Annotated in this window: 24 protein-coding genes; 17 read left to right on the top strand and 7 right to left on the bottom strand. The window is 65.1% G+C overall.

Annotated elements, in window-relative coordinates; all coding sequences use genetic code 11:
- Positions 1–30: 30 nt before the first annotated feature.
- The 4 genes from D769_RS11180 to D769_RS11195 all read left to right on the top strand — a co-directional run bounded on the left by D769_RS11180 (position 31) and on the right by D769_RS11195 (position 5,226).
- Positions 31–2,175, top strand: a complete 2,145-nt coding sequence (locus D769_RS11180) for a phospholipase C, phosphocholine-specific (protein WP_008645074.1) — start codon at positions 31–33, stop codon at positions 2,173–2,175.
- Between the two features lie 286 nt (positions 2,176–2,461).
- Entirely contained in the window at positions 2,462–3,376 is a 915-nt protein-coding gene (locus D769_RS11185) for a LysR substrate-binding domain-containing protein (protein ID WP_008645076.1), read from the top strand.
- 45 nt (positions 3,377–3,421) lie between these two features.
- Positions 3,422–4,453 carry a M14 family zinc carboxypeptidase gene (locus D769_RS11190; protein ID WP_008645078.1) on the top strand — a complete coding sequence of 344 codons (1,032 nt, stop codon included), beginning with the start codon at positions 3,422–3,424 and terminating at the stop codon, positions 4,451–4,453.
- Positions 4,450–5,226, top strand: a complete 777-nt coding sequence (locus D769_RS11195) for an alpha/beta hydrolase (RefSeq protein ID WP_008645079.1) — start codon at positions 4,450–4,452, stop codon at positions 5,224–5,226. Before D769_RS11190 ends, D769_RS11195 begins: the two co-directional genes overlap by 4 nt.
- Before the next feature lie 46 nt (positions 5,227–5,272).
- Here the strand turns inward: D769_RS11195 and D769_RS11200 are convergent, their stop codons facing one another.
- A complete protein-coding gene (locus D769_RS11200; protein ID WP_008645082.1) occupies positions 5,273–5,872 on the bottom strand; it encodes a TetR/AcrR family transcriptional regulator in 600 nt (199 codons plus the stop codon).
- Between the two features lie 256 nt (positions 5,873–6,128).
- Complete coding sequence (locus D769_RS11205) at positions 6,129–6,626, bottom strand: hypothetical protein (protein WP_008645085.1); 498 nt, start codon at positions 6,624–6,626, stop codon at positions 6,129–6,131.
- Positions 6,627–7,081: 455 nt separating this feature from the next.
- On the opposite strand from D769_RS11205, the gene D769_RS11210 reads away from it, so the two are divergent.
- A complete protein-coding gene (locus tag D769_RS11210; RefSeq protein ID WP_008645086.1) occupies positions 7,082–7,951 on the top strand; it encodes an alpha/beta hydrolase in 870 nt (289 codons plus the stop codon).
- A 17-nt stretch (positions 7,952–7,968) separates the two neighbouring features.
- On the opposite strand, the gene D769_RS11215 is transcribed toward D769_RS11210, so the two are convergent.
- Entirely contained in the window at positions 7,969–9,042 is a 1,074-nt protein-coding gene (locus D769_RS11215) for a methyl-accepting chemotaxis protein (protein ID WP_008645088.1), read from the bottom strand.
- A 572-nt stretch (positions 9,043–9,614) separates the two neighbouring features.
- Between D769_RS11215 and D769_RS11220 the strand changes: the two genes are divergently transcribed.
- From D769_RS11220 to D769_RS31800, 4 genes are all read left to right on the top strand, one after another.
- Positions 9,615–9,911 (top strand): hypothetical protein, encoded by a 297-nt coding sequence (locus D769_RS11220; protein WP_008645090.1) that lies wholly within the window; start codon positions 9,615–9,617, stop codon positions 9,909–9,911.
- Positions 9,912–10,007: 96 nt separating this feature from the next.
- Positions 10,008–10,679, top strand: coding sequence for a dienelactone hydrolase family protein (locus D769_RS11225; RefSeq protein ID WP_008645091.1), 672 nt, complete (start codon positions 10,008–10,010; stop codon positions 10,677–10,679).
- 76 nt (positions 10,680–10,755) lie between these two features.
- The gene (locus tag D769_RS11230) at positions 10,756–11,130 is read left to right on the top strand and encodes a hypothetical protein (RefSeq protein WP_008645093.1); all 375 of its coding nucleotides are present in this window, start codon (positions 10,756–10,758) and stop codon (positions 11,128–11,130) included.
- Between the two features lie 21 nt (positions 11,131–11,151).
- The gene (locus tag D769_RS31800) at positions 11,152–11,292 is read left to right on the top strand and encodes a hypothetical protein (RefSeq protein WP_234707028.1); all 141 of its coding nucleotides are present in this window, start codon (positions 11,152–11,154) and stop codon (positions 11,290–11,292) included.
- Between the two features lie 38 nt (positions 11,293–11,330).
- Here the strand turns inward: D769_RS31800 and mdtD are convergent, their stop codons facing one another.
- Complete coding sequence (mdtD, locus tag D769_RS11235; RefSeq protein ID WP_008645095.1) at positions 11,331–12,734, bottom strand: multidrug transporter subunit MdtD; 1,404 nt, start codon at positions 12,732–12,734, stop codon at positions 11,331–11,333.
- A gap of 133 nt (positions 12,735–12,867) precedes the next feature.
- On the opposite strand from mdtD, the gene D769_RS11240 reads away from it, so the two are divergent.
- The gene (locus D769_RS11240) at positions 12,868–13,725 is read left to right on the top strand and encodes a LysR family transcriptional regulator (RefSeq protein WP_008645096.1); all 858 of its coding nucleotides are present in this window, start codon (positions 12,868–12,870) and stop codon (positions 13,723–13,725) included.
- A gap of 7 nt (positions 13,726–13,732) precedes the next feature.
- On the opposite strand, the gene D769_RS11245 is transcribed toward D769_RS11240, so the two are convergent.
- Positions 13,733–14,851 (bottom strand): AGE family epimerase/isomerase, encoded by a 1,119-nt coding sequence (locus D769_RS11245; RefSeq protein WP_040010986.1) that lies wholly within the window; start codon positions 14,849–14,851, stop codon positions 13,733–13,735.
- A 199-nt stretch (positions 14,852–15,050) separates the two neighbouring features.
- Between D769_RS11245 and D769_RS11250 the strand changes: the two genes are divergently transcribed.
- The 4 genes from D769_RS11250 to D769_RS11265 all read left to right on the top strand — a co-directional run bounded on the left by D769_RS11250 (position 15,051) and on the right by D769_RS11265 (position 17,950).
- On the top strand, positions 15,051–15,314 hold the full coding sequence (locus D769_RS11250; protein ID WP_008645098.1) for a hypothetical protein: 264 nt from the start codon (positions 15,051–15,053) through the stop codon (positions 15,312–15,314).
- A gap of 62 nt (positions 15,315–15,376) precedes the next feature.
- Positions 15,377–15,652, top strand: a complete 276-nt coding sequence (locus D769_RS11255) for a hypothetical protein (protein WP_008645099.1) — start codon at positions 15,377–15,379, stop codon at positions 15,650–15,652.
- 132 nt (positions 15,653–15,784) lie between these two features.
- Positions 15,785–16,801 carry a hypothetical protein gene (locus D769_RS11260; RefSeq protein ID WP_008645100.1) on the top strand — a complete coding sequence of 339 codons (1,017 nt, stop codon included), beginning with the start codon at positions 15,785–15,787 and terminating at the stop codon, positions 16,799–16,801.
- Between the two features lie 6 nt (positions 16,802–16,807).
- Positions 16,808–17,950, top strand: coding sequence for a glycosyltransferase (locus tag D769_RS11265; RefSeq protein WP_008645101.1), 1,143 nt, complete (start codon positions 16,808–16,810; stop codon positions 17,948–17,950).
- A 36-nt stretch (positions 17,951–17,986) separates the two neighbouring features.
- Here the strand turns inward: D769_RS11265 and hpnA are convergent, their stop codons facing one another.
- Entirely contained in the window at positions 17,987–19,063 is a 1,077-nt protein-coding gene (hpnA, locus tag D769_RS11270; protein ID WP_267880404.1) for a hopanoid-associated sugar epimerase, read from the bottom strand.
- Between the two features lie 154 nt (positions 19,064–19,217).
- Between hpnA and ispH the strand changes: the two genes are divergently transcribed.
- Together ispH and hpnH are read left to right on the top strand one after the other, a co-directional pair.
- Entirely contained in the window at positions 19,218–20,216 is a 999-nt protein-coding gene (ispH, locus tag D769_RS11275) for a 4-hydroxy-3-methylbut-2-enyl diphosphate reductase (protein ID WP_040010987.1), read from the top strand.
- Between the two features lie 28 nt (positions 20,217–20,244).
- A complete protein-coding gene (gene hpnH, locus D769_RS11280) occupies positions 20,245–21,411 on the top strand; it encodes an adenosyl-hopene transferase HpnH (protein ID WP_008645108.1) in 1,167 nt (388 codons plus the stop codon).
- Positions 21,412–21,504: 93 nt separating this feature from the next.
- Here hpnH and D769_RS11285 read toward each other — a convergent pair whose 3' ends face one another.
- On the bottom strand, positions 21,505–22,134 hold the full coding sequence (locus tag D769_RS11285; RefSeq protein WP_008645112.1) for an ABC transporter substrate-binding protein: 630 nt from the start codon (positions 22,132–22,134) through the stop codon (positions 21,505–21,507).
- A 181-nt stretch (positions 22,135–22,315) separates the two neighbouring features.
- Here D769_RS11285 and D769_RS11290 point away from each other — a divergent pair.
- Positions 22,316–24,091 (top strand): MMPL family transporter (locus D769_RS11290; protein ID WP_008645113.1); only part of this gene is annotated, 1,776 nt, incomplete at its 3' end.

Consider the following 24,091-nt stretch of genomic DNA (forward strand, 5'->3'; position numbering starts at 1 on the left):
AACGACACGCTTGACCAGGGCAGAACCGCTATGAACTCCAGCAGCCGACGCAATTTCCTGAAGATGGCCGGCAGCAGTGCCGCCGCCACCGCCGCGCTTGCCGCATTCCCGCCGGCCATCCGCCGCGCGCTGGCCATTCCGGCCAACAACGCCACCAAATCGATCCGCGACGTCGAATACGTTGTGATCCTGACGCAGGAGAACCGCTCGTTCGATCACTACTTCGGCACCATGAACGGCGTGCGCGGCTTCAGCGACCGCTTCCCGATCCCGCTGCCGGGCGGCCGCAACGCCTTCCAGCAGACCTACGCCAGCAACAACATCAACCGCGTGGTGCTGCCGTATCACCTGGACCAGACCGCCGGCAACGCCCAGCGCGTGAGCGGCACGCCTCACAGCCAGCCCGACGCGCAGGCCGCGTGGGACCTCGGCCGCATGAGCGCGTGGCCCACCGCCAAGAAGACCCAGTCGATGGGCTACTACACCGAGCAGGAACTGGGCTTCCAGTACGCGCTCGCCAATGCATTCACGCTCTGCGACGCCTACCACTGCGGCTTCCACGGTGGCACCAACACGAACCGGCTGTTCCAGTGGACCGGCACCAATGATCCGTTCGGCAAGAACGGCGGCCCGGTGATCGACAATAGCGGCGACTCGCTCGACGCCACCGGCATCAACTACACCTGGACCACCTATCCGGAACGCCTGCAGGCTGCCGGCGTGACCTGGAAGGTCTACCAGAACATGCCGGACAACTTCACCGACAATCCGCTGGCTGGGTTCAAGCAATACCGCGCGGCCAACGCGGCGCTGGGCAATACCGCCAACGGCTCGCCCTATACGCCGTACACGCCGGCCAACGACACGGTGAACCCGCTCTTCAAGGGCATCGGCAACACCATGCCCGATGGCGGCTTCCTGCAGGCACTGCGCGATGACATCGCCGCCGGCACGCTGCCGCAGGTATCGTGGATCGTCGCGCCAGCAACCTACTCGGAACACCCGGGGCCGTCGAGCCCGGTGCAGGGCGCGTGGTACACGCAGCAGTTGCTCGACGCGCTGACGGCCAACCCCGCGATCTGGAGCCGCACTGTCCTGCTGATCAACTTCGACGAGAACGACGGCTTCTTCGACCACGTGCCGCCGCCGTGCGCCCCCGCGCTCGATGCCACGGGCAATCCCGTCGGCTACACGACGATGGATGCATCGACCGAGTACTACAGCGTCGACAAGACGCCGTTTGGTCCCGGCCCGCGCGTGCCGATGTACGTCGTGTCGCCGTGGAGCCGTGGTGGCTGGGTCAACTCCCAGGCCTTCGATCACACCTCGATCCTGCGCTTCCTCGAACAGCGCTTCGGCGTGGCGGAAACCAACATCAGTGCCTACCGCCGCGCGATCATGGGTGATCTGATGTCGGCGTTCGACTTCGTCAACCCGAATAGCAACACGGCCCTGGCCTTCACGCCGCTGCAGAAGACCGATGCCGACACGCTGCGTGCCGCGCAGGATGCCAAGGCGCAGATTCCCGCGCCGACGGTTGCCGCCCAGTCGATGCCCATCCAGAAGAGTGGCACGCGCCCGTCGCGCGCGCTGCCCTACACGCTGCATACCAGCGGCTTCGAGGACCCGTCCACGAACACGGTCTGGCTGCGTTTCAAGAACGACGGCACCCAGGCCGCGGTATTCCACGTGTACGACCGCCTGCATCTGGGCGATGTGCCGCGCCGCTATGCGATCGAGGCGGGCAAGTCCTACGACGCGAAGCTCGACGTGAGCCGCGACAGTGGTCGCTACGACCTTTGGGTGCTTGGCCCGAATGGCTATCACCGCGCGTTCGTCGGCGATATCAGCGCGCAGAAGGCTGCCGGCGGCGGTGCCGCGCCCGAGATTCGCGTGTGCTACGACGAGGCCAACGCCCAGGTCTGGCTCACGCTGATCAACCGTGGCAGCGCAACGTGCACGTTCACGGTCAAGCCAAACGCCTATCGGAACGACGGCCCCTGGACGTTCGAGGTCCCGGCCGGCAAGGAGGTCGATCAGCACTGGCCCGTGGGGTCGCAAGGCAATTGGTACGACTTCACGGTCACCACGCAGCAGGGTGGTTTCATGCGCCGCTTCGCTGGCCGGCTGGAGAACGGCACGCATACCGTCTCCGACCCGGCCATGGGCGCCTGACAACAGCTCATGGCAGCCGGCCCGGCAGCCTCGCAGTTGCCGGGCCGGTGAGCCGCGCAGCCAGGTAATCGCCCATCCGCGGGATGCCCACGGCATCCCCGGGCCCGACTCCATGTTGAAGTAACGATCCCCCTCGGCGTCGGCGCTGTCATCACCTCCGTCGCGCCATGAAGCAGCATGATGGCCAGCCCCACCCCGGCACCGAATTGGCCACACACAGGCCTTCGTCACGCTGTCATATTTCCGCCTTATAGTCGGCAGCTCTCCCGTTTCCGCTTGGAACCCCATGCTTGGCGATCTGCTGATGACCTTCTACGAGGTGGCGCGACAAGGCAGCATCACCACCGCCGCTCGCCAGTTGCGAGTCAGCCAGCCCACGGTCACGGGGCGCATCCGCCAGCTCGAGGAGCTCTACGGCGTGGAGTTGTTTCATCGCCGAGCCAGCCGCGTGGACCTGAGCGATACCGGCGTCGCGCTGATGCCGCTGGCCGAGCAGATCGTGCAGCAGGAGAGCAATGCCGACTTCCTGCTGCGCAATGCCGGAAATCTCCGTATGGGCAACCTGCGGATCGGCGCAACCGGCCCCTATTACATCCTGCGCAGCGTGGCGGCATTCCGGCAGCGTTTTCCGGCCATCGGCGTCAGCATCCAGATCGGCAACTCCCGGCAAATGCTCGATGCGCTTTTCGAGTACCGCATCGATGCCGCCGTGTCGTCGCATGCGGTCAATGACGATCGCCTGCACCGAGTCAGGCTGGCAGCGGACCCGATGGTGCTGGTAACGCATCCCGCGCACCCGTTCGCGCGCAGGCCGCGCGTGGAAGTTTCCGAACTCGCCGCCTGTCACCTGCTCGTGCGCGAACAGGGCTCGATGACGCGAGAGGCCACGGAAAGCGCGCTCCGTGCCGTCGGAGAGGAACTGCCGGCGCACACCGTGATCGGGAGCCGCGAGGCCATCTGCGAGGCCATCCGCCACAACCTTGGCGCAAGCGTGATGCCGATGGGTGAAGTGCCACGCGACCCGGCCTTGACGGTGGTGCCGTTCGCCAGCCGCGCGCCGGTGATCCACGAATACCTGTACTGCCTCAACAGCCGGCGCGAGACACGGCTGCTCAGCGCGCTGCTGGACAGCCTGGTGCTGCCCGGCGCCGCCTCCGGGCGCCATTGCGAAGTGCCGCCGCCAGCGCCTATATTGAACTGATCCGCCCGTCTTCCAAGCGCCCTCCGCCCCAAACGCCTCCCATCGATGACCGACCCGGGCCGCTCCAGCTTTCCCGAGTACGACCAGCTACTCGCGCTGCTGGAACTCGGCGCGCCATGGTTTCGTTCGAAAATCGCCTGCGAGGTGACCGTGCAAGGCCACTCGTTTGCCGTGCACGTGGCCAGTCTGGGCACCGACGCACCAGACGCCCCGGCCATTGGCATCTTCGGCGGCATTCACGGTCTGGAACGCATCGGCACGCAGCTTGTGCTCGATTACATGCGCTCACTGCTGTGCCGTCTTGCCTGGGACGACCTGCTACATCGCCAGTTGCAGACGGTGCGGCTGGTCTTCATGCCGATCGTCAATCCAGGCGGGATGTATGCGGCAACGCGCGCCAATCCGAATGGTGTCGATCTGATGCGCAATGCGCCGCAGGATGCCGATGCCGCCGTGCCGTTCCTGGCCGGTGGGCAGCGTATCGGCGCCTGGCTACCGTGGTATCGCGGCCGGGCGGGCGCGCCAATGGAAGCGGAAAGCCGCGCGATGCTTCACGTGGTGGAAACCGAACTGCTGCCGCGCCCGCTGAGCTTCGCCGTCGATTGTCATTCGGGCTACGGCTGGCGCGACAGCATCTGGTTCCCGTACGCGCGCACGCACGCACCAATGTCCCACTTCCCCGAGATGTACCTGCTCAAGACCATGTTCGAACAGGCCCATCCACATCACGGCTACGCATTCGAGCCGCAGAGCCATCAGTACCTGCTGCACGGCGATCTGTGGGACTTCGCGTATGACCGCGCGCCGCCGCAGAACCTGTTCCTGCCGATGACGCTCGAACTGGGCTCGTGGCTGTGGATCAAGAAGAATCCGCGTCAGATTTTCTCTCGTGCCGGCATTTTCAATCCCATCAAGGCACACCGCACTGCGCGGGTCCTGCGCCGGCATGTAAGCCTGTTCGACTTTCTCGGCCGGGTAGCCGTGGCGCCCAATCGCTGGCTGCCGAACGGAGCGCAGCGGGATCACCTGCTGGAGCAGGCGCGCGCGCACTGGCAATATGGACCGCCCATGCCATGAGCGCCTGGATCTTCCTGCGCGGCCTGACCCGTGAATCACGCCATTGGGGCAACCTGCCGGCGCTATGGACATCGCGCGGGCTTGGGCAGCCGCTGCTGATCGACCTGCCCGGCAACGGCACGGCGCGCGACGCCACGGTGCCGGCCAGCGTCGACGGCATGATGGAGGCGGTACGGGCCGCGGCGCATGCATCGGGCGTGCCGGGACCATGGCACGTGCTGGCGATGTCGCTCGGAGCGATGGTGGCAACCCGATGGGTTCAGGCGTGGCCCGACGACGTGGCGGGGCTGGTGCTGATCAATACGAGCATGAGGCCCTTCAGCGCGATAACGGAGCGCCTGCAGCCGCTGAACTGGCCAGCGCTGCTCGGCATGGCCCACCACTGGCAAGATCGCGTGCGCTGCGAACGGACCGTGCACCGGCTCACCTGCGAGCGGCTCGATACCCGCGACGCCGACATCGCCGGCTGGGTCGAGATCGCACAAAGCGCGCCGGTCTCGCGCAAGGCGGCATGGCTGCAGCTGCTGGCCGCCGCACGATTTCGCGCCATGACCGCCGCGCCGGCATGTCCAACGCTGATCCTCTCATCCGATGCCGACCGGCTGGTCAACCCGGCCTGCTCGGCGCACCTGGCGGCAGCGTGGCGCTCGGATGGCGTCAGTCATATCCGTCATCCATGGGCAGGACATGACCTGCCGCACGACGACCCACGGTGGCTGTGCGACACAGTGGCCGCCTGGAAGCAGGACAAAAAAATACCGCCGGACGGCTGATGCCCTCCGGCGGATGATGTGTCCTGCGGATAGTTCGGTACGCGACTCAGGCGTGCGCTTCGAGCAGCGCCGCGGCGCGCTTGTTGCACAGCGCGCCAAGCAGCGTTTCGGCCGCCGATTCCAGACGGTCCTGGGTGCCGAACAGGCGCGCGGCAATCAGACCGCTCTGCAGCGCCCCGTAGATCACCTGCGCCAGCATGGCGGGCGGCACTGGGTACGGCGTGTCACGCTCTTTCTGGCCGCGCTCAAGCAGCTTCGCCAGCCAGTTTTCGTTGACGTGATAGAAGTCCTTGAGCACCGAGTGCACCGACTCCGGCAGGCTCAGGATCTCGGTCGACAGCATCCCCGCCAGACAAATCTGGTTCGACCCGCAGGTCTGGCGCAACGGCTCCAGGTACTGACGCGCCTGGTCCAGCACGGGCAGGTCGGCGCTGATGCCAGCAAGCCGCTCGCTAATCCGCCGGCTGTACTCCTTGACCGCTTCCAGGATCAGATCGTCCTTCGACGGGAAGTAGTAATGAATGCTGGAGGTCTTGACGCCCACCAGCTCGGCCAGGTCGCGATAGCTGAAGCCGTTGCATCCGCGTTGGCGGATCAGGATCAGCGTGTGTTCGAGCAGTTGCTCGCGGACAGGTTGCGTTTTCATGGTCGCCACTTTATCTACACGAAGATAGATACACAACCGGGACTTTCCCGGAGCCAACCAGCGGCCATTCAGGCCGGGAACCCGCGACGGAGGTGGCGATTGCAAAACCACGCCACTTTCCGGCCGCCGGGAATCCGGGCATTCGGCCCGGACGATTTCATCTTAGCGTGCGTATCGCACCATGAAAGCCCGGCGCCCTGTCGAGGGCGCCGGGCTTCAGCCGACAACCGCCCGGTCGGGGCGGCCATGGCACTGGTCAGGCAAGGGCGCCGTCGGTGTAGACGTCCGGGGTCCGGGCACCGTCGAAGTACGGGTTGCGTGCTTCATTGCCACGGGCGCCGTCCAGATACGGATCGGCCTTGCGAGCCGGGCTGGCGGAAACGCCACTGCGGTCAAGGCCGGCTACGAAACGCGCGCCATCCAGATACGGGTCGATGGTGCGTTCCACCAGGCCATCACGGTTGCTGATGCTGGCCGTCAGGCCGTCCCGGTTGCTGATGCGGGCGCCATCCGTATAGGCGTCACGGTTGCCGATATGCGCGCCTTCGGTAAAGCCGTCGCGATTGCTGATGCGAGCGCCTTCGCTAAAGCTGTCGAACTTGCCTTGGCGGGCGCCATCGGTAAAGGCGCTGCGCTGGTCGTTCACGCGATACGTATAACCGTAGACCTCGCCGTGCGAGGTGGAGGCTTGGGCGGCGCCCGTCACGAAAGCGGCGGCAAGGGCGGCGGCGGTCAGGATGGTCTTGGCGTTCATGATGCTCTCCTTCTTCAAGGGGCCGGGCAATCCGGTTCAGGTTGTGGATTGCGGGGCCGAAGTCTGTCTGCAAATTCGCGGCGCTCTTCTTCGTCTTCTTTGCTGATTGCTATCTACTACTAGATAGATTCAAAGACTTAAAAAAAGAACCGTTTCCGGTACTGCGTCACTGTCTGGTGTTGCTTGGATTGCCCGCTGCGGTGGTTGTTTGCGCTGCAACGTGTTCGTCCATGGCGTGAATGCTATCTACCTATAGATAGATAAGCAAGCAGAAACTTGGGACGCCACTCAAAAACTTTTCTATTGCCCCGATCGAAATCATCAATCACGAAGATAAGTAATTGATTTTACGAGATAAAGTTGAGGTAAGTCCTCTTCTGAAGCCTGCCGATGCTTTCCCGACGGGCCTTGCAGGTGTTAGGGTTACTCACCCCTGCCGACAGTCGAGCATCGCAATGCCGCCCCCCAAAGCGTCCCCCGCCCCCAATCCGTACCGGCGCTGGCTGGTTGGCGCCGCAGGGCTGGCTGGCGTGGCGCTGCTGGCCGGCGTCGGACGGCTAATAATGTTTCGCGCAATCGAACGTGAAGCGTTCGTTCCGGCCTCGGGCGGCACGGCAAGGCCAGACGATTTCGGCGTTGCATCGCGTCAGTTTGCATTCGCAAGCGGCGACCGCCTGCTGCGCGGCTCATACGTCGCGGCCTCACCCGACGCGCCCGCACTGTCCGTATTTCATGGTGACGAGGAATGCCTGGCCGACTGGGCACCCGTCCAGGCGCTATTGCACGCCGCGGGCATCAGTTCCTTCGTCTTCGATTACAGCGGCTATGGCGCCAGCACGGGCCGGCCTTCCGTTCGCCACCTGCACCAGGACGCCCTGGCTGCCTATGCCCAGTTCCGCGCCGTTACGCCGCAGGCGTCGCGGCACTACGTCATGGCGCATTCGCTCGGTAGCGGCGTATTGCTGGATGTCGTGGGCGATCTGGCGCCGGCACCTGACGGCATGGTCATCGGCGCCGGATTCCGCTCGGCGCGTGCCGCCGCAGTCGTCACTGGCCGGGTGCCGCGCTGGCTCGCCTGGATGTTGCCGGACCCATGGAATAACATCCGGCAAATCCGGAATCTGACCATGCCCATCCTGCTGCTGCACAGCAAGCGGGATGAGACGATCCCGTTCCGGGATGCCGAGTGCCTGGCGCGGGCCGCACACGGGCCCCGGCGGCTGGAAGCCTTCGAGGACCTTCCGCATGACGCGGCGATCGAGCCCCCCTACATGACCCGTTTCTGGGCGCCAGTGATCGCCTATCTGAAGAGCGGGAAGCTCTGACGGCGATCAGCGACAGGCTACAGCTTGAACTCGCCCACCACCTTCTGAAGCTCCTGCGCCTGCTCGGCCAGCGCCGACGAAGCCGCAGCCGCCTGTTCGACCAGGGCGGCGTTCTGCTGCGTCACATCGTCCATCTGGGTCACGGCTACATTCACCTGCTCGATGCCGTCGCTCTGATGCTCGGAAGCCGTCGCGATCTCGCCAAGGATCTGCGTCACCCGACGCACCGCCTGGACAATTTCCTCCATGGTCTGCCCCGCCTGGCCGACCAGCGCCGAACCGCTTTCCACCTGACGCGCCGAGTCGTTGATCAGCACGTTGATCTCCTTGGCAGCCGCGGCACTGCGCTGGGCCAGCGTGCGCACTTCGCCAGCCACCACGGCGAAGCCGCGACCCTGCTCGCCCGCGCGCGCTGCTTCCACGGCGGCATTCAGGGCCAGGATATTGGTCTGGAATGCAATGCCCTCGATGACGGCAATGATGTCCGTCACCTTGCGCGAACTGACGCTGATGGCATCCATCGTTTCCACGACATTGCCGACGATCGCGCCACCGCGCTCGGCGATGCCGGACGCCGAAGCCGCAAGCCCGTTGGCGGTGCGCGCGCGGTCAGTGTTCTGCCGGACCATCGCAGTCAGTTCGCCCATGCTCGACGCGGTTTCCTGCAGCGTGGCCGCCTGCTCCTCGGTCCGCTGCGACAGATCGGTATTGCCCACGGCGATTTGCTGCGATGCCGAAGAAATCGAATCGCTGGCGGACTTGATGCGCGTGACCAGGTCGGTCAGCATGTCTTCCATCTCTCCCAGGCCGCCGAGCAGACGACCGAAGTCGCCACCGCGCTCGGTTTCGAAGTCCTTGCTCAGATCGCCGGCAGCCACCGTCTCCGCGATGAATTCAGCCTCTTTCAGCGGCGCCTCGATCGCACTGGCCAGACGGGCCCAGCACACGACGCTGAACACCGCCACGGCCGTGCCCAGCCCATAGAGCCAGCCTCGCGTGTCCCCATCGGCGATCTGGCCCAATGCCAGCGTCATCATGACCGCCACCAGCACCACCACCACCCCAAATGCCGCGCCCAGCCGGATGCGCATGCTCAAGTTATCCCACGCCATCTTTCTCCGCTCCTCTTTCGTGCCCCGCGTTGTCCGGGGCTATCGATGGACTAACGGATCCAGCAAAGTAACCTTTACCCCTCCGAAAGAGTGGGACGAGAAAAGACAAAACCGGGACAAAAACAATCAGGCGAGGCGTTCCCGCCATCATTTGGTCATCGGCGCGTCATGCCGCTGTCATGCGGGAGAAATGCCTGCAATTGACCGATGTTGCGTGCGGCAGACGGGGTGTCGTTTTTTTGCCGATGGCAGGATTTGACGGCGCGGATCGCGTCGGAGACCGGCAGTGGCACCTCCGCCACAATCGGTGGAATCGCCCGGCCCATTGCCCCAGAAACGACAAAGCCGGGACGCGCAGTTCGCGGCATCCCGGCCAATGGGCAAACAATCTACTCCTGCGTGCGGCGTACCGCAATCATTCTTGTGGTCGACCCCACATGAACCATGGTGACCCATCGTGTACCTTGCGCCGGATCGTCTATATTTGACCGCAATGGCGCTCACATCCGTTCACGACTCACCGCCGTAGACAGCCCCTGGAGGTAAATGCCATGCGTTCGCTTGCAAACTTGTTCAGTCCGCCGACGCCCGAGAAAATCGCCGAGAAGGAACTGCAAGACATGAGGCTGACGCTTTTCCAGGCAGAACGCCGCCTGCTGGAAGCGCAGATGCAAGTCGACTACTACCGGAACATGATCGCTTTCCTGGAAGAAGTGGGAACGAGCGGCGTGGAGGGTGTGGCCGACCGACGCTATGCGATCACCCATACGGGCACGGACGCCGCCGCTGCACCCGCACGTGCCGCACCGGGCCTGACCACGGTGCCAATCGTGCCCTCTGCCGCCTGACGCCGCGCTGGCGTGGCAACACCCGCATGGGCTCGTTCGGGCCTGTGCGATACTGGCCGCCTTCCCTAGCTTCGTGCTGTTGCACTGGAACCGGCCATGAGCGAACCGCTGCCCGCCATCGAAATTGAAACCGCGCCGAACCCGGCGTTCTCCGTGATCTGGATGCACGGGCTGGGTGCCGATGGCAGCGACTTCGTTCCGGTTGTCCCGGAACTCGGATTGCCCGAAACCCTGGCCATCCGGTTCATCTTCCCGAACGCCCCGGCGATACCCGTGACCTGCAACGGCGGCTACGTCATGCCGGCCTGGTATGACATCTACTCGCTAGATGAAGCGGGTCGCCGTGCCGATGAACGGGGCATCCTGCAATCCCGCGATGCCATCCGCGCGCTTATCGCACGCGAGAACGCGCGCGGCGTGCCAACCAACCGCATCGTCCTGGCGGGGTTCTCGCAAGGTGGCGCGATCGCGTACACCACGGCCCTGACCCATCCCGAAGCGCTCGCCGGAGTGATTGCGCTGTCGACATACATCCCCTCGACCGACCTGATCGCGTCCGAGGCCGCACCGGCCAACGCCGCCACGCCAATCCTCGCCGCCCACGGCACCGAGGACGATGTCGTGCCGCTGATGCTTGGGACCCGCGCGCGCGACTGGGTGGCCGCCGCGGGTCATCCGGTCACATGGCTGACCTACCGGATGCCGCATTCGGTCTGCATCGAGGAAATTGTCGATATCGGCCAGTGGCTGCAGGAGCGCTTTGTGTGAGTGCCGCGACGATTGCCGCGCTAACATGGCGGCCGTCCTTCATCCGCCTCTTGTGCCCCACCCCCGATATCCACGCATGATCCCCGCCGCTCCCCTGCCCCGCATCGACTTCAACACCCGCAAGGCCCTGATGTTCGCGCTGACCGCCGAACGGCTGTCAGCCTTCTACGAACACGGCCAGTGGATGACCGAGGGCCAGGGCGCCACGCTCGCGGGCAACTGGCTGTCGCGCTCGAAACTGCAGCTGGCACTGTCGGAGCGGCGTGTGCTGTCCGACCTGAGCGATCAACTCGCCCGGCAATTGGCCGAAACGCTGTCGCGTGAAGCCGGCCTCTACGCCTCGCACGAGATGATGGAAGCCCTCGATCCGAACTACCAGTCCGCATTCGCGCACGACATGCTCGATGAGTGCGAGCGGATGCTGCGGGAGGCTGGCGTCGAGGAAGACTGAGCATCTAATGGCACTTACAAAGTGCTAGCAGTGTTCAGCGACGCCCACAATGGACTGTTCCTGGCGGCACCACGGCACACCAGCAAGTCCGTGTTCCTCCAGCACGATCTCCGCCCCGCGCTGTCGGAACGGGGTGTGCTGGTCATCTCCGTCGATGAATGAGCGGCCCGGCCGTGCGCTTACCGCGGCCGTGATGTCCCCTACCGCGCCTCCACCGCAGTCCGCTTCGGGTTCAGCAGGTCCGCATCGAGCCGCCGGAACACCATGGCGGACGCCAGCGTGATCACGCCCACACTGAGGAAGGCCAGCCGATAGGCCGGAGCAGCCACGCCAAGCTTGGCCGAGAACAGACTCACGAGTCCACCGCCAATGGTCACGCCGAGGCCGATCGCGAGCATCTGCACCATCGAAAACAGGCTGTTGCCGCTGCCTGCGTCTTCACGCGACAAACCCTTGAGTGTGACGCCGTTCATCGCGGCAAACTGCATGGAGTTGGCGGCACCGAAAATCGCCAGCTGCACGATCGACAGCCCGAGCGGCCAGCCCGGCGAGATCGCCGCGAACGAAGCGATCGAAGCCCCGACGATCACCGTATTGACGAGCAGGAATATGTCGTAGCCGAAGCGATTCACCAGCGGCACGATCCAGCGCTTCGAGATGGTCCCGGAAATGGCTACCGGCAACAACATCAGGCCCGAATGAAACGGGGAGTAGCCAAGCTGAAGCTGAAACAGCAGCGGCAGCAGGAACGGCACGGCGCCCGAGCCAATGCGGCAGACCAGGTTGCCGACCAGCCCCACGGTGAAGTTGGGCTCCCGAAACAGCGCGAGACGGAACAGCGGCGTGCGATGGCGACGCGCATGCGGAATGTAGAGCAGCGCGCTGGCAATGCTTGCGGCCATCAGCGCGGCGCTCAGGCTACTGACCGAACCACGCTCAAGCGCGAGCGAGAACGTGACCATGCACAGCGACAGCAGGCCACAGCCTATCCAGTCGAACGGCGGCGCGGCATCCACTTCGCCAGCCGGCAGGTAACGATGCACGGCGAACAGGCCGACCAGCCCCACCGGGACATTGATCAGGAAAATCCAGTGCCACGACGCGCTCTGCACCAGCCATCCGCCGAGCACCGGGCCAAAGATCGGCCCGACCTGCCCCGCGATGGAGACAAAGGCCAGTGCGGCAATGTACTGCTCACCGGGTATGTTGCGCAGCACCGCGAGCCTGCCGATCGGCAACAGCATCGATCCGCCAATGCCCTGCAGCACCCGCGCGATCACCAGTTGGGTCAGCGTGTGCGCCGTGGCGCAGAACACCGAGCCAATCACGAAGATCAGGATCGCGCTGAAGTAGACGCGCCTTGTGCCGAACCTGTCGGCCAGCCAGCCAGACGCCGGGGTCAGCATCGCCATGGTCAGCGTGTAGGCCACCACCACAGGCTTGAGATCGAGCGGTTTCTCGCCCAGGCTGCGCGCCATTGCGGGCAACGCGGTGTTGACGATAGTGGTGTCCAGCGTCTGCATGAAAAAGCCGGCGAAGACGATCCACAGCATGGCCTTCTGGGAGAAGGCCTGATCGGTGGCGGAAGCAGAGGCGGTACGCATAGGAAATTCTTGATGGGGCGGCGTCACTCCGGGTAATCCCGGAGACGTTCGAGCATGGTACCTAGCGGACACCCCATCGGGAACCCCTCTGGCTTTGTTGACTGCAATCGGATTTGCCGATGACAATGCGTCGATGCTCAATCCCGTTTGGATCCAGACTTTCGCGACCGTGGCCACCGCGCGCAGCTTTACCGACGCGGGGCGTCAGCTTGGCCTGTCGCAATCGTCGGTCAGCGACCATATCCGGCGGCTCGAAGGCAGCGTGAACCGGCGGCTGTTTGTGCGCGATACCCACTCGCTGGCGCTGACACCCGATGGTGAAGCCCTGCTCGTTCATGCCCGGCTGATTCTCGAATCCCTGGCCCGTGCCGAATCCCAGTTCAGCGGACCGCGCCTGCAGGGCCGCGTGCGCCTTGGCACCTCCGAAGACCTGGCGCAGGGTCCTCTGCCAAATGTGCTGGCCGCATTCCGCGCCACGCACCCGGACGTGGAGCTCGAGATCACCATCGGCATGACCAGCAAGCTGTACGAGTGGATGGAAGCGGGCACGCTGGACCTCATTGTCGGCAAGCGGCGCGAAGGTGAGCGCCGCGGCGTGCCCCTTTTCCGTGGCCGGCTCGAATGGCTGGCGCGACCCGGTACGGTTGTGGATGTGCGTCAACCTCTACCGCTGATCCTCGTGAACGAACCGAGCGTGACGCGCTCCGTGGTGCTGGATACGCTGGCCAAGAATGGCTGGCGCTGGCGCGTCGTGTGCACCAGCAGCAGCCATTCCGGATGCATCGCAGCGGCGCGCGGCGGGCTCGGCATCACCGTGCGGGCCGAGAATCTGACCGGCGGCGGTCTGGTGCCACCGGTCAATTTCGATGCCCTGCCAGCACTGCCGGACGTGGAGTTCATCACGCTGGCCGCACGCCGGCTCACCGAGCCGGCCGATACGCTGCTGCAACTGATTCGCAAGAGCGACCTGCGCGCCGCGCGGGTCGATTGATGTCTGCTTAGCCTGGCAACGCGCCAAGCGCCTGATAGGCGGTCAGCAGGTGATAAGGCGTGGTGGAAGGCATCTCCGCCCGCACGACCACACCATCGGGCGCCAGGCATTCGTGCCAGCCACCAACGTGGAGAAAGCGCGTGCGGAAGCGGTCAGTCCAGACCGCGAGCGTATTCAACGCTTCGCCGTCATGATCGACGGATGCCTTGACCGCCAGCGCCCGGGCGAATTCGGTCTGTGCCCAGATGCGCTCGGTGGCATCCAGTACGCCCCCCGCCCCATCCAGCGCCGCGCAGACACCCAGCGTGTCGGCCGCCACGCCGTGGCTGCGCGCGAAATCGAACGCCCGGCGCAATGCCGATGACAGTGCCGCATCGGCGAACAATGCCGGGGCCGTCATGACCAGCGAATACCACTCGAATTGATGTCCCGGCTCGATCCGATTGCCGGCGCTACCCTGTGGCAGTTCGGCCACGCATCCATCGGCGGCATCGACAAAGCGTGCGTGCACCGCATCGGCCAGGTCACGGAGCCGGTTGGCGAACCATGTGTCGCCAGTGGCTTCCAGCGCGGCCAGATAGGCTTCGGTCAGGTGCATGACCGGGTTCTGCAGCACGCCACTGCCATTGGACGTGAAATCCTCGGCCAGGGCCGCGTGATATAGCCCGCTGCCATCGGCAAAGCGGCTTTCGATGACATCGACTGTGCGACGCAGCAGGTCCAGCGCCGCTGCGCTGCCGCCAGCGCGGTGGTAATGCGCGCAGGCGAAGACCACGAAGGCGTGGGTATAGAGATCTCGCGTCGTATCGAGCGGCTGGCCGTCGGCGTCGATGCTGTAGATCCAGCCGCCCGCTCCATCGCCGAAGTGACGTTGCAGCGCTGCAAACAGCGTATCGGCATGCGTCAGGTTGCCAGTCGTCGCAAAGACATAGAGCTGGCGCGCGCACGCCATCGCCCGGTAGCGTTTGTCCGGCAACGGCTGGCCGGTGGCGCCATCCAGTGCCTCATGCGCCAGTTGCATCGCCGGACTCCATCCCGCGCCGGTCCAGGGCGGCAGGACGGCCGTATCGAAATGGGCGAGCAGCGCGGAGATCCGGGCGGTAAGGGTCGGCGGCGAGACTGGCATGTCGGATTGGGTTCGGGTGGGCCGGATAGTCGACCCGCAAGACCGAAGCCAGACAAGATAGCAGGCCCGGAGATACGAGGAAAGGCCGCCGACGCCGCACCGCATCATTTCGGGGTGGCAATGCCCCGCGACGCTGACTATGTTGAAAGTCCGCCGGGTTGTCGTTCCTGTCATGGCCCGTCGGCAAGGGAGAATCGCCATGCCCACCACCCATCCCATGACCCTGACCGACCACCGCCGCACGCTGGTCATGCATGTGCTTGAAGACCCTCCCGGACGCTATACGTGGCGAATCGTGGTGGAAGAGAAGTGCGGCGGCGCTGAATGCGACAGCATGATCGAAGCCGCGGCCGACTACCCCTCGCACGCCGAAGCGGAAGCGGCCTGCTGGGCTGCCGGCAACAGCATGTTGGACACGCCGCGCGCGGCCGGCGAAGTCACTGACTCGCAAACGCTCCACTAAGCCTGCGCGCCTGCAAACGCTCCCGGCCTGGGCCGGGGTTTCCTTCAAAGGACGAACTAGCGATGGACAAGCCCACCGTAAGCCCCCGCCGCTTCGTCGAGATCCTGAACGAGCGGCTCACCCGGCATCCCCTCTACCGCGAGGGCATGCACGTGTACGCCATCCCGCCCCATTCGGAGCATCCGCACAGCCTCGTCTGCGTAGGCCCGCGGGGGACCGAATGCGTCTGCACGACGATCGAGGCCATCGTGCGTGGCGAGTGCGACGTCTTCCCCGACATCGCACGGGACTGGCGCACTCGCCCGAACCCGCCCGCGCACGAACACCGCGCGCGTTAGCGGTCGATTGACAGTCACGATCCGGCGGGCTTTGGCCCGCCGGATCGATTTCGACTGCCTTGAACGACACAATCCTGCGCTGATCGCTCCGGCTGGATACAATGGCTCCGCAATCCCCTGCCCGGAGCGCCGATGAAGAGAGATTTCGAAGCGGATGGCATGACCGCCGACCCGTTGATCCCCGAATCCGGATCACAGTCGGCCAGCACCACACCGAGCCCGGCGGCGCGTGCCGCCGAAGTGGCCGCCACGGTTGCCCGAGCTGCCATCGACCAGGCCGATCATGCGATGCGCAACTGGACCGACCCGGTAGAGGGTCCGGTGCGTGCCGGGTCCCCCGAGCATCTGCGCATGTTCTGCAACATGCTTCTGCAGACCCACAACCCCTACAAACCCGCCGTCATCGAGTGGCCGAAGCTCTCGCCGGAAGCGCTTGAGCGCGTGACCTCGCTGCCGATCTGGGACATCGCCGTGCAGACCGAAGGCCGCGCGTCGATCCGCGTGCACAGCTTCGCCCGGCTTCAGCGCAACCCGCTGTTGCGCAGCGCGCTGGAAATGGATGGCGACGAGGAAGCGCGGCACAAGGTGGTGCTGGCCAAGCTGGTCGAGGCCTACGGCATCCAGTTGGAACCCGAGCCCGAATATCTGCCGCCGTCCGACATCGAATGGGGCTGGCTGGTTACCGGCTACAGCGAGTGCATCGACAGCTTTGCCGCCTTCGGCCTGTTCGCGGCCGCCAAGGATTCGGGCTTCTTCCCCGCCGAACTCGTCGAGACCTTCGAACCGGTGATTCAGGAAGAAGGCCGCCACATCCTGTTCTTCGTCAACTGGGTGGCCTGGTACCGCGCCAGCCTGCCCTGGTGGCGTCGCCCCGCGTTCGCCTTCAAGGTGTTCCGCGTCTGGCTGTTCCTGATTCGAGAGCGGATCGGCCTGGCCCGCCAGATCGAAGTGGACGAGCATGGCGGCGCCCAGGATGCCAACTTCCCGATGAACGCCGCCGAAACATTGGCCGACTCGCTGACGCCCGGCTCGATGATCGATCTCTGCCTGGCGGAGAACGATCGGCGCATGGCGGGGTATGATGCGCGGCTTCTGCGTCCGACCACGGTGCCCAAGCTGGCGCGCTTCGCACGACGCTTCGTCAAATAATTCGCCATGCTGTTTGGATTGTCCCTGCTGACCCTTGTGGTCTGGTGCGTGCTGGTCTTCGCCCGCGCCGGTTTCTGGCGCGTGCGCAAGCCCACGCCCTCTCCCGCCCCGGCCGAATGGCCCACCGTGGTCACCGTGATCCCGGCCCGCAATGAAGCGGACGTGATTGGCCGCGCCGTCACCGGTGTGCTGAGCCAGCGCTACGCCGGCCGGCTCCATCTGGTGGTGGTGGACGATCACAGTACCGATGGCACGGCGGACATCGCGCGTGCCGCGGCCCTGTCCATCGGCAAGGGCGACGCGCTGACCGTGATCGGGGCACGCGACCTGCCCGCCGGCTGGAGTGGCAAGGTCTGGGCGCAGTCCGAAGGTCTGGCCGCCGCCGACAAGGCCGCGCCAGAGGCCAGGTATGTCTGGCTGACCGATGCGGATATCTGGCACGGTCCGAATGCGCTGGCCGAGCTGGTGGCCCGCGCCGAGGACGAGCAGCGTGACCTGGTCTCGCTGATGGTGCGCCTGCGCTGCGATTCCGCGTGGGAACGCATGATCGTGCCGGCATTTGTCTTCTATTTCGCCAAACTCTACCCGTTCGCGAGCATTGCGAACCCGCGCAGCCGCGTTGCCGGCGCGGCGGGCGGCTGCATGCTGGCGCGGCGCTCGGCGCTGGCCCGTATCGGCGGGTTCGAAGCCATTCGCGGCGAGTTGATCGACGATTGCAGCCTTGCGGCGAAGATCAAGGCAGGTGGATCGATCCGGCTCGATCTGGCGGATGACAGCATTTCGCTCCGCCCCTACGACGACTGGCAGAGCCTCTGGAACATGATCGCCCGCAGTGCCTACACGCAGTTGCACTACTCGCCGTGGATGCTGATCGGAGCCACGCTGGGCATGATCCTGACCTATCTGGCCCCGCCGGTCCTGGCGCTGGCCGGCGGCGCGGGGACCTGGCCAGCCTGGCTGGCCTGGCTGCTGATGGCCATCAGCTACCGGCCGATGCTGCGCGAGTATCGCCAACCCGTGTGGATGGCGCCGCTGCTGCCGCTGACCGCCCTGTTCTACCTGGGCGCCACGCTGGATTCCGCGCGGCGCTATTACCTGCGTCGCGGCGGCCAGTGGAAAGGGCGCTCGCAGGCGCCCGTACGGTCGTAACGTCCAGATGGCGGGGCCACCCGCCATGCCGATCGGCTACTTCAGATAGCCGGCTTCCCGGAACCACGTGAGCGCGTCGCGCAGCCCTTCCTGATAGGGGCGCGGCGCGTATCCAAGCTCACGCTGGGCCTTGGCGGAAGTGAAGAACATCCGGTATTGCGACATCTTCAGCCCATCCACGGTCACGAACGGCTCCTTGCCGGTGAAGCGTGCGATGGTCTCGGCCACGCGCGCGACCGGATAGAGCGGCCAGCGCGGCAACTCGATGGTTGGCGCCTTGCGGCCGGCCATGCCCGCGATGTCGGCCAGCATCTGCCGCAGCAGCACGTCCTGGCCGCCCAGGATATAGCGCTCGCCGATGCGCCCTTTGTCCAGTGCCAGGAAATGACCGTTCGCCACGTCGTCCACGTGGACCAGATTCAGGCCGGTATCGACGAAGGCCGGGATCTTGCCGGTGGCCGCTTCGACAATGATCCTGCCTGTCGGGGTCGGGCGCACGTCGCGCGGGCCAATCGGCGTGGAGGGATTCACGATGACCGCCGGCAGGCCTTCCGCCACCAGACGCTCCACCTCGCGCTCGGCAAGCACCTTGCTGCGCTTGTAGGCACCGATCGCCTCATGGCCGGCCATTGCCGCCGTCTCGTCGACCGGCGCCGTGGCGCCCGCCACACGCAGGGTGGCCACGCTGCTCGTATAGATGACACGCTCTACGCCGGCGGCGCGCGCGGCGTTCATGACCGTAACCGTGCCCTCGACGTTCGAACGCACGATTTCCTCGGGATCAGGCGCCCAGAGCCGGTAATCGGCCGCCACATGGAACAGGTATCGGACGCCGGCCATGGCGCGGGTCATCGACGCCGCATCGCGCATGTCGCCTTCGACAATCTCCACGGGCAAGCCGGCCAGATTGGCGCGCGGGCTGGTCGGGCGCACGAGCACACGCACCTGGAAGCCACGGTCGAGTGCCTGTCGCATCACAGAGGAGCCCAGGAATCCCGACGCACCTGTAACAAGAATGCAATTGTTAATTTCAAATCCCCTGACAATACTGCCGGCGCGGCAGGCATTTCTGCCCCGCAGAAGCCCGCCCACAGCCGGATTGCGGTGCGGCATTCTCGCCGGAAACGCGCTGTTGGCAAATTCCCACGCGGCGACACGAAAACTGACACCGGTATATAGTAACCACCGTAATCCGGAAATGTGATCCCGGGAGTACCAAAATATAAATGTCTTCTAATCTTCACAAGAGGGTCTGGGGGCCATTTCGATGCAGGTGATACTTGCTCAACCTCGCGGATTTTGCGCAGGTGTCGTCCGCGCGATCGAAATCGTCGATCGAGCCCTCGTCAAGCATGGCGCCCCCGTCTATGTGCGACACGAGATCGTACACAACAAGCATGTGGTGGAAAGCCTGCGCCAGAAAGGCGCGCGCTTTGTCGAGGAACTCGACGAGGTGCCTGGCAATGCGGTGACGATCTTCAGCGCGCATGGCGTGTCGCGGGACGTGGTCAGCGAGGCCGCCCGCCGCGAACTGCACGCGATCGACGCGACCTGCCCGCTCGTCATCAAGGTTCACAATCAGGGACGCCAGTACGCGGCAGCGGGCCGCCACGTCGTCCTGATCGGCCATGCCGGCCACCCCGAGGTGGAAGGCACGATGGGGCAGATTCCGGGCAAGGTCATCCTGGTCCAGAACGAGGCCGATGTCGCCACGCTGGACCTGCCGAATGACGCACCGGTCGCTTACATCACACAGACCACGTTGTCCGTGGACGACACCCGTAATATCATTGCGGCGCTCGGCGCGCGATTTACCAATCTGGTTGGCCCGAGTACACGCGATATCTGCTACGCCACTCAGAACCGGCAGAGCGCGGTGCGCGAGTTGTCCACCCGCGTGGACGTCATCCTCGTGATTGGCGCCACCAACAGTTCCAACTCGAATCGCCTGCGCGAAATCGGCACCGAGAGCGGCGTACCGAGTTACCTGATCGCCGATGGCAGCGAGCTGGACCCCACGTGGGTCCGCGACGCCGCCGTCGTCGGCATTACCGCGGGTGCCTCGGCACCCGAAGAAATGGTGGAAGACGTCATTGCGGCCTTGCGCCGCCTTGGTCCGGTCGAAGTCTCGACCATGGAAGGGATCGAGGAACATGCCGAATTCCGCCTGCCGGCCGAGCTGGACGATGTGAAGCAGGCCCCGGCGGCCAGTAGTACCACTGAACCCAGCGACGCACGCCTTGCCGACCAGACGGCGGCAGGCTGAAGCAACGAACCTAACAGGAAGCACCCCCTTGGCCATTCCCTTTCTGCAGGTCGCCCGCGTAGGCGCCTACATCGCACGCAAGCATCTTTCCGGGCAGAAGCGCTACCCGCTCGCCCTGATGCTCGAGCCCCTGTTCCGCTGCAACCTCGCCTGCTCGGGCTGCGGCAAGATCGACTATCCGGACCCCATCCTGAACCAGCGCCTGTCGGTGCAGGAATGCCTGGAGGCCGTGGACGAGTGCGGCGCCCCGGTGGTCTCGATCGCCGGCGGCGAGCCGCTGCTGCACAAGGATATGCCGGAGATCGTGCGCGGCATCATCGCCCGCAAGCGTTTCGTCTACCTGTGCACGAACGCGCTGCTGATGGAAAAGAAGATCGACCAGTACGAGCCGAGCCCGTACTTCGTGTGGTCGATCCACCTGGATGGCGACCGCGAAATGCACGACCATTCGGTGAACCAGGAAGGCGTGTACGACCGCTGTGTGGAAGCGATCCGCATGGCCAAGGAACGTGGCTTCCGCGTCAACATCAACTGCACGCTGTTCAACGATGCCAAGCCTGACCGCGTGGCCAAGTTCTTTGACTCGGTCAAGGCGATGGGCGTGGACGGCATCACGGTCTCGCCGGGCTACGCCTACGAGCGCGCCCCGGACCAGCAGCACTTCCTGCACCGCGGCAAGACCAAGCAACTGTTCCGCGACATCCTGTCGCGCGGCAACGCCGGCAAGAACTGGGCGTTCAGCCAGTCGACGATGTTCCTGGACTTCCTGGCCGGCAATCAGACCTACAAGTGCACGCCGTGGGGCAACCCGGCGCGTACCGTGTTCGGCTGGCAGCGTCCGTGCTACCTGGTCGGCGAAGGCTATGTGAAGACCTTCAAGGAACTGATGGAAGACACCGACTGGGACGCCTACGGTGTCGGCAACTACGAGAAGTGCGCCAACTGCATGGTCCACAGCGGCTTCGAAGCCACGGCTGTGGCCGACACGTTCGCGCACCCGATCAAGGCGCTGGGCGTGAGCCTGCGCGGCGTGAAGACCGATGGCCCGATGGCCCCGGACATCCCGCTGGACAAGCAGCGTCCCGCCGAGTACGTCTTCTCGCGCCACGTGGAAATCAAGCTGGCCGAGATCGGCAACCTGAAGAAGGCGCAGGGTAGCCGCGCCGAGGCCGCGCAGGCCGCCCAGGTGCACTAAGCCTGTTCTGGTGACGTGAAAGCAATCGGGGTCGGCATTGCCGACCCCGATTGCTTTTCCGGACCACTCAGGCCATTCAGGCCCACACAGGCATCAAGTCCGCGCGTTGTGATTCGTCAGGTACTTCACCAATCCATCCACGCCGTCACGAGCGACGATGTCCGCAAACTGCTTGCGGTACACCTCGATCAGCCACGCCCCCATCATGTTGATGTCATAGATGCGCCAGCCTTCCGCGCCGCGCTCCAGCCGATAATCGATCAGCATCTCGTCGCCGTTGTTCATCACCCGCGTGGCCACCACCACGTCGTTGGCATTGCTGCCGGTTTTGGCCGGCTTGTACGAGAATTTCGGGCTCTGCTCGCGCAGTTGCGAAAGCGACACCGCGTAGCTGCGCACCAGCAGCGCCGTGAACTGCTCCTGCAGGACCTTCTGCTGCTCCGGCGTCGCCTGTTTCCAGGCACCGCCCACCGCCAGGCGCGTGGTGCGACCAAAGTCGGTATAGGGCAGGAACTCGCGCTGGACCACCGCCGTGATCTTCCCGAGATCGCCCGCGCGGGTTTCCGGATCGGCCTTGATCTTCGTGATCACGCCCTCGACGGCGGACTGCACGAGCTTGTCCGGCGATGCGCTGGTATTGACCTGCGCATGGGCGGTACTGACGACGGCCACGGCGGCGATCGGCGCAATGATGGCGGCGGGAAGGAATCCGTAACGGTTCATGACAATCTGATGCTCAAGGTATCGGCCGGCTGGCCAGTCGAGCCAGTATATAGCGTATCGCCGCGAGGCCGGACCGCATGGCGCGCAAGGCGCTCCGGACCTGCAACGCCACCGTCACCCGCTATACTCCGGGTGCCGCCCACGCGCCCCTCCGCAACCGGGCGATGAAGAATTCAAACACATGATCAGACCGCTGCTCGTTCGCACCGTCAAATTCGCTACCGCCCACGCCTGGCTGGTAATTGGCATTTCCTTGTTGCTGACCGTTGCCGCAGGCATCTACGCGGCCCGCAACTTCGCCATCAACACCGATATCAGCCGGCTGCTTGAATCCGACGCCCCCTGGGCGAAGCACGACCAGGCCATCAGCGACGCCTTTCCGCAGCGCGACAAGATGATCCTCGCCGTGGTGCAGGCCCCAGCCAAGGAGCTTGCCGATGCGGCCGCCAATGAACTGGCCGATGCCCTGCGCAAGCAGCCCAAGCGCTTCCGCGCGGTCGGGCAGCCCGGTTCGGGCCCGTTCTTCGAACGCAACGGCCTGTTGTTCGCCGATACCGCGAGCGTCAACGACATGGCCGAGAAACTCACGCAGGCCCGGCCGCTGCTCAACAACCTCGCGCACGATCCCACGTTGCGCGGCCTGTCGGACCTGCTGACCACCACGCTGGCCCTCCCCTTGCAGCTCGGACAGATCAAGCTGGCTGACATGGAAAAGCTGCTCCAGGCGAGCGCGAATACCGTCGACGGCGTGCTGGCCGACCATACGGTGGCCCTGTCGTGGGCCGGACTGGTCGACGACAGCCTCAAGGCCAACGCCGACGGCAACGCGTTCAGTTTCGTGACGCTGTCGCCGGTGCTCGATTTCAGCGACCTGCAAGCCGGCTCTGGCGCCAGCGAAGCGATCCGCACCGCGGCCACCGAACTCAAGCTTGCCGAACGCTACAGCGCCGTTGTGCGACTGACCGGCCCGCAGCCCCTGGCCGACGACGAATTCTCGTCGGTCAGCGAAGGCGCCGCGCTCAATGGCATCCTCACACTGGTCGTCGTGATCGGCATCCTGTGGATGGCGCTGCGTTCCGCGCGGCTGATCACGGCCGTCCTTGTCAGCCTGATCTCCGGGCTCATCATCACTGCCGCGCTGGGCCTGCTGATGGTTGGCGCGCTGAACATGATTTCCGTGGCGTTCGCGGTGCTTTTCGTCGGCCTGGGTGTCGACTTCGGCATCCAGTTCGGCGTGCGTTACCGAGCAGAGCGGCACGAGCATGACGACATCAACAAGGCGCTGGAGCTGGCGGCCCGCGACGTCGCAGGCCCGCTCACGCTGGCCGCGGCTGCCACCGCCGCGGCATTCTTCTGTTTCCTGCCCACCGACTACCGCGGCGTGGCCGAGCTTGGCAAGATCGCCGGCGTCGGCATGTTCATCGCCTTTGGCACCACCTTCACGCTGCTGCCGGCCATGATCCGCGTGCTGGCCCCGCCGGGCGAGGACGAAGTGCCGGGCTTTGCCTGGCTGGCCCCGGCCGATACCTTCTTCGAACGTCATCGCAAGGGCACGCTGGTGGGCGTGCTGGCAGTGCTGATCGCGGGCGCGCCGCTGCTGCCGCACCTGCGTTTCGATTTCGACCCGCTGCACCTGAAGGACCCTGACTCCGAATCGATGTCGACGCTGCTCGCGCTCAAGGATGCGCCGCAGGCCGGCACCGACAACGTCAGCGTGCTCGCCCCGTCCGTGGCGGCGGCCCAGCAGATCGCCACGCGGCTCAAGACGCTGCCGGAAGTCGAGCGCGTGGTCACGCTGAAGACGTTCATTCCGGATGACCAACCGGCCAAGCTGGCCATCGTCGCCGGCATGGCGAAAAGCCTGATGCCCGTGCTGACGCAAACGCGCTCGCAGCCGGCCGAGGACGTGCGCCGCGTGGCATCGCTGCGCAACGCTTCGCGCCAGCTCGCGCTGGCC

Source organism: Cupriavidus sp. HMR-1 (assembly GCF_000319775.1).
In the GTDB taxonomy this organism is placed as follows: domain Bacteria; phylum Pseudomonadota; class Gammaproteobacteria; order Burkholderiales; family Burkholderiaceae; genus Cupriavidus; species Cupriavidus metallidurans.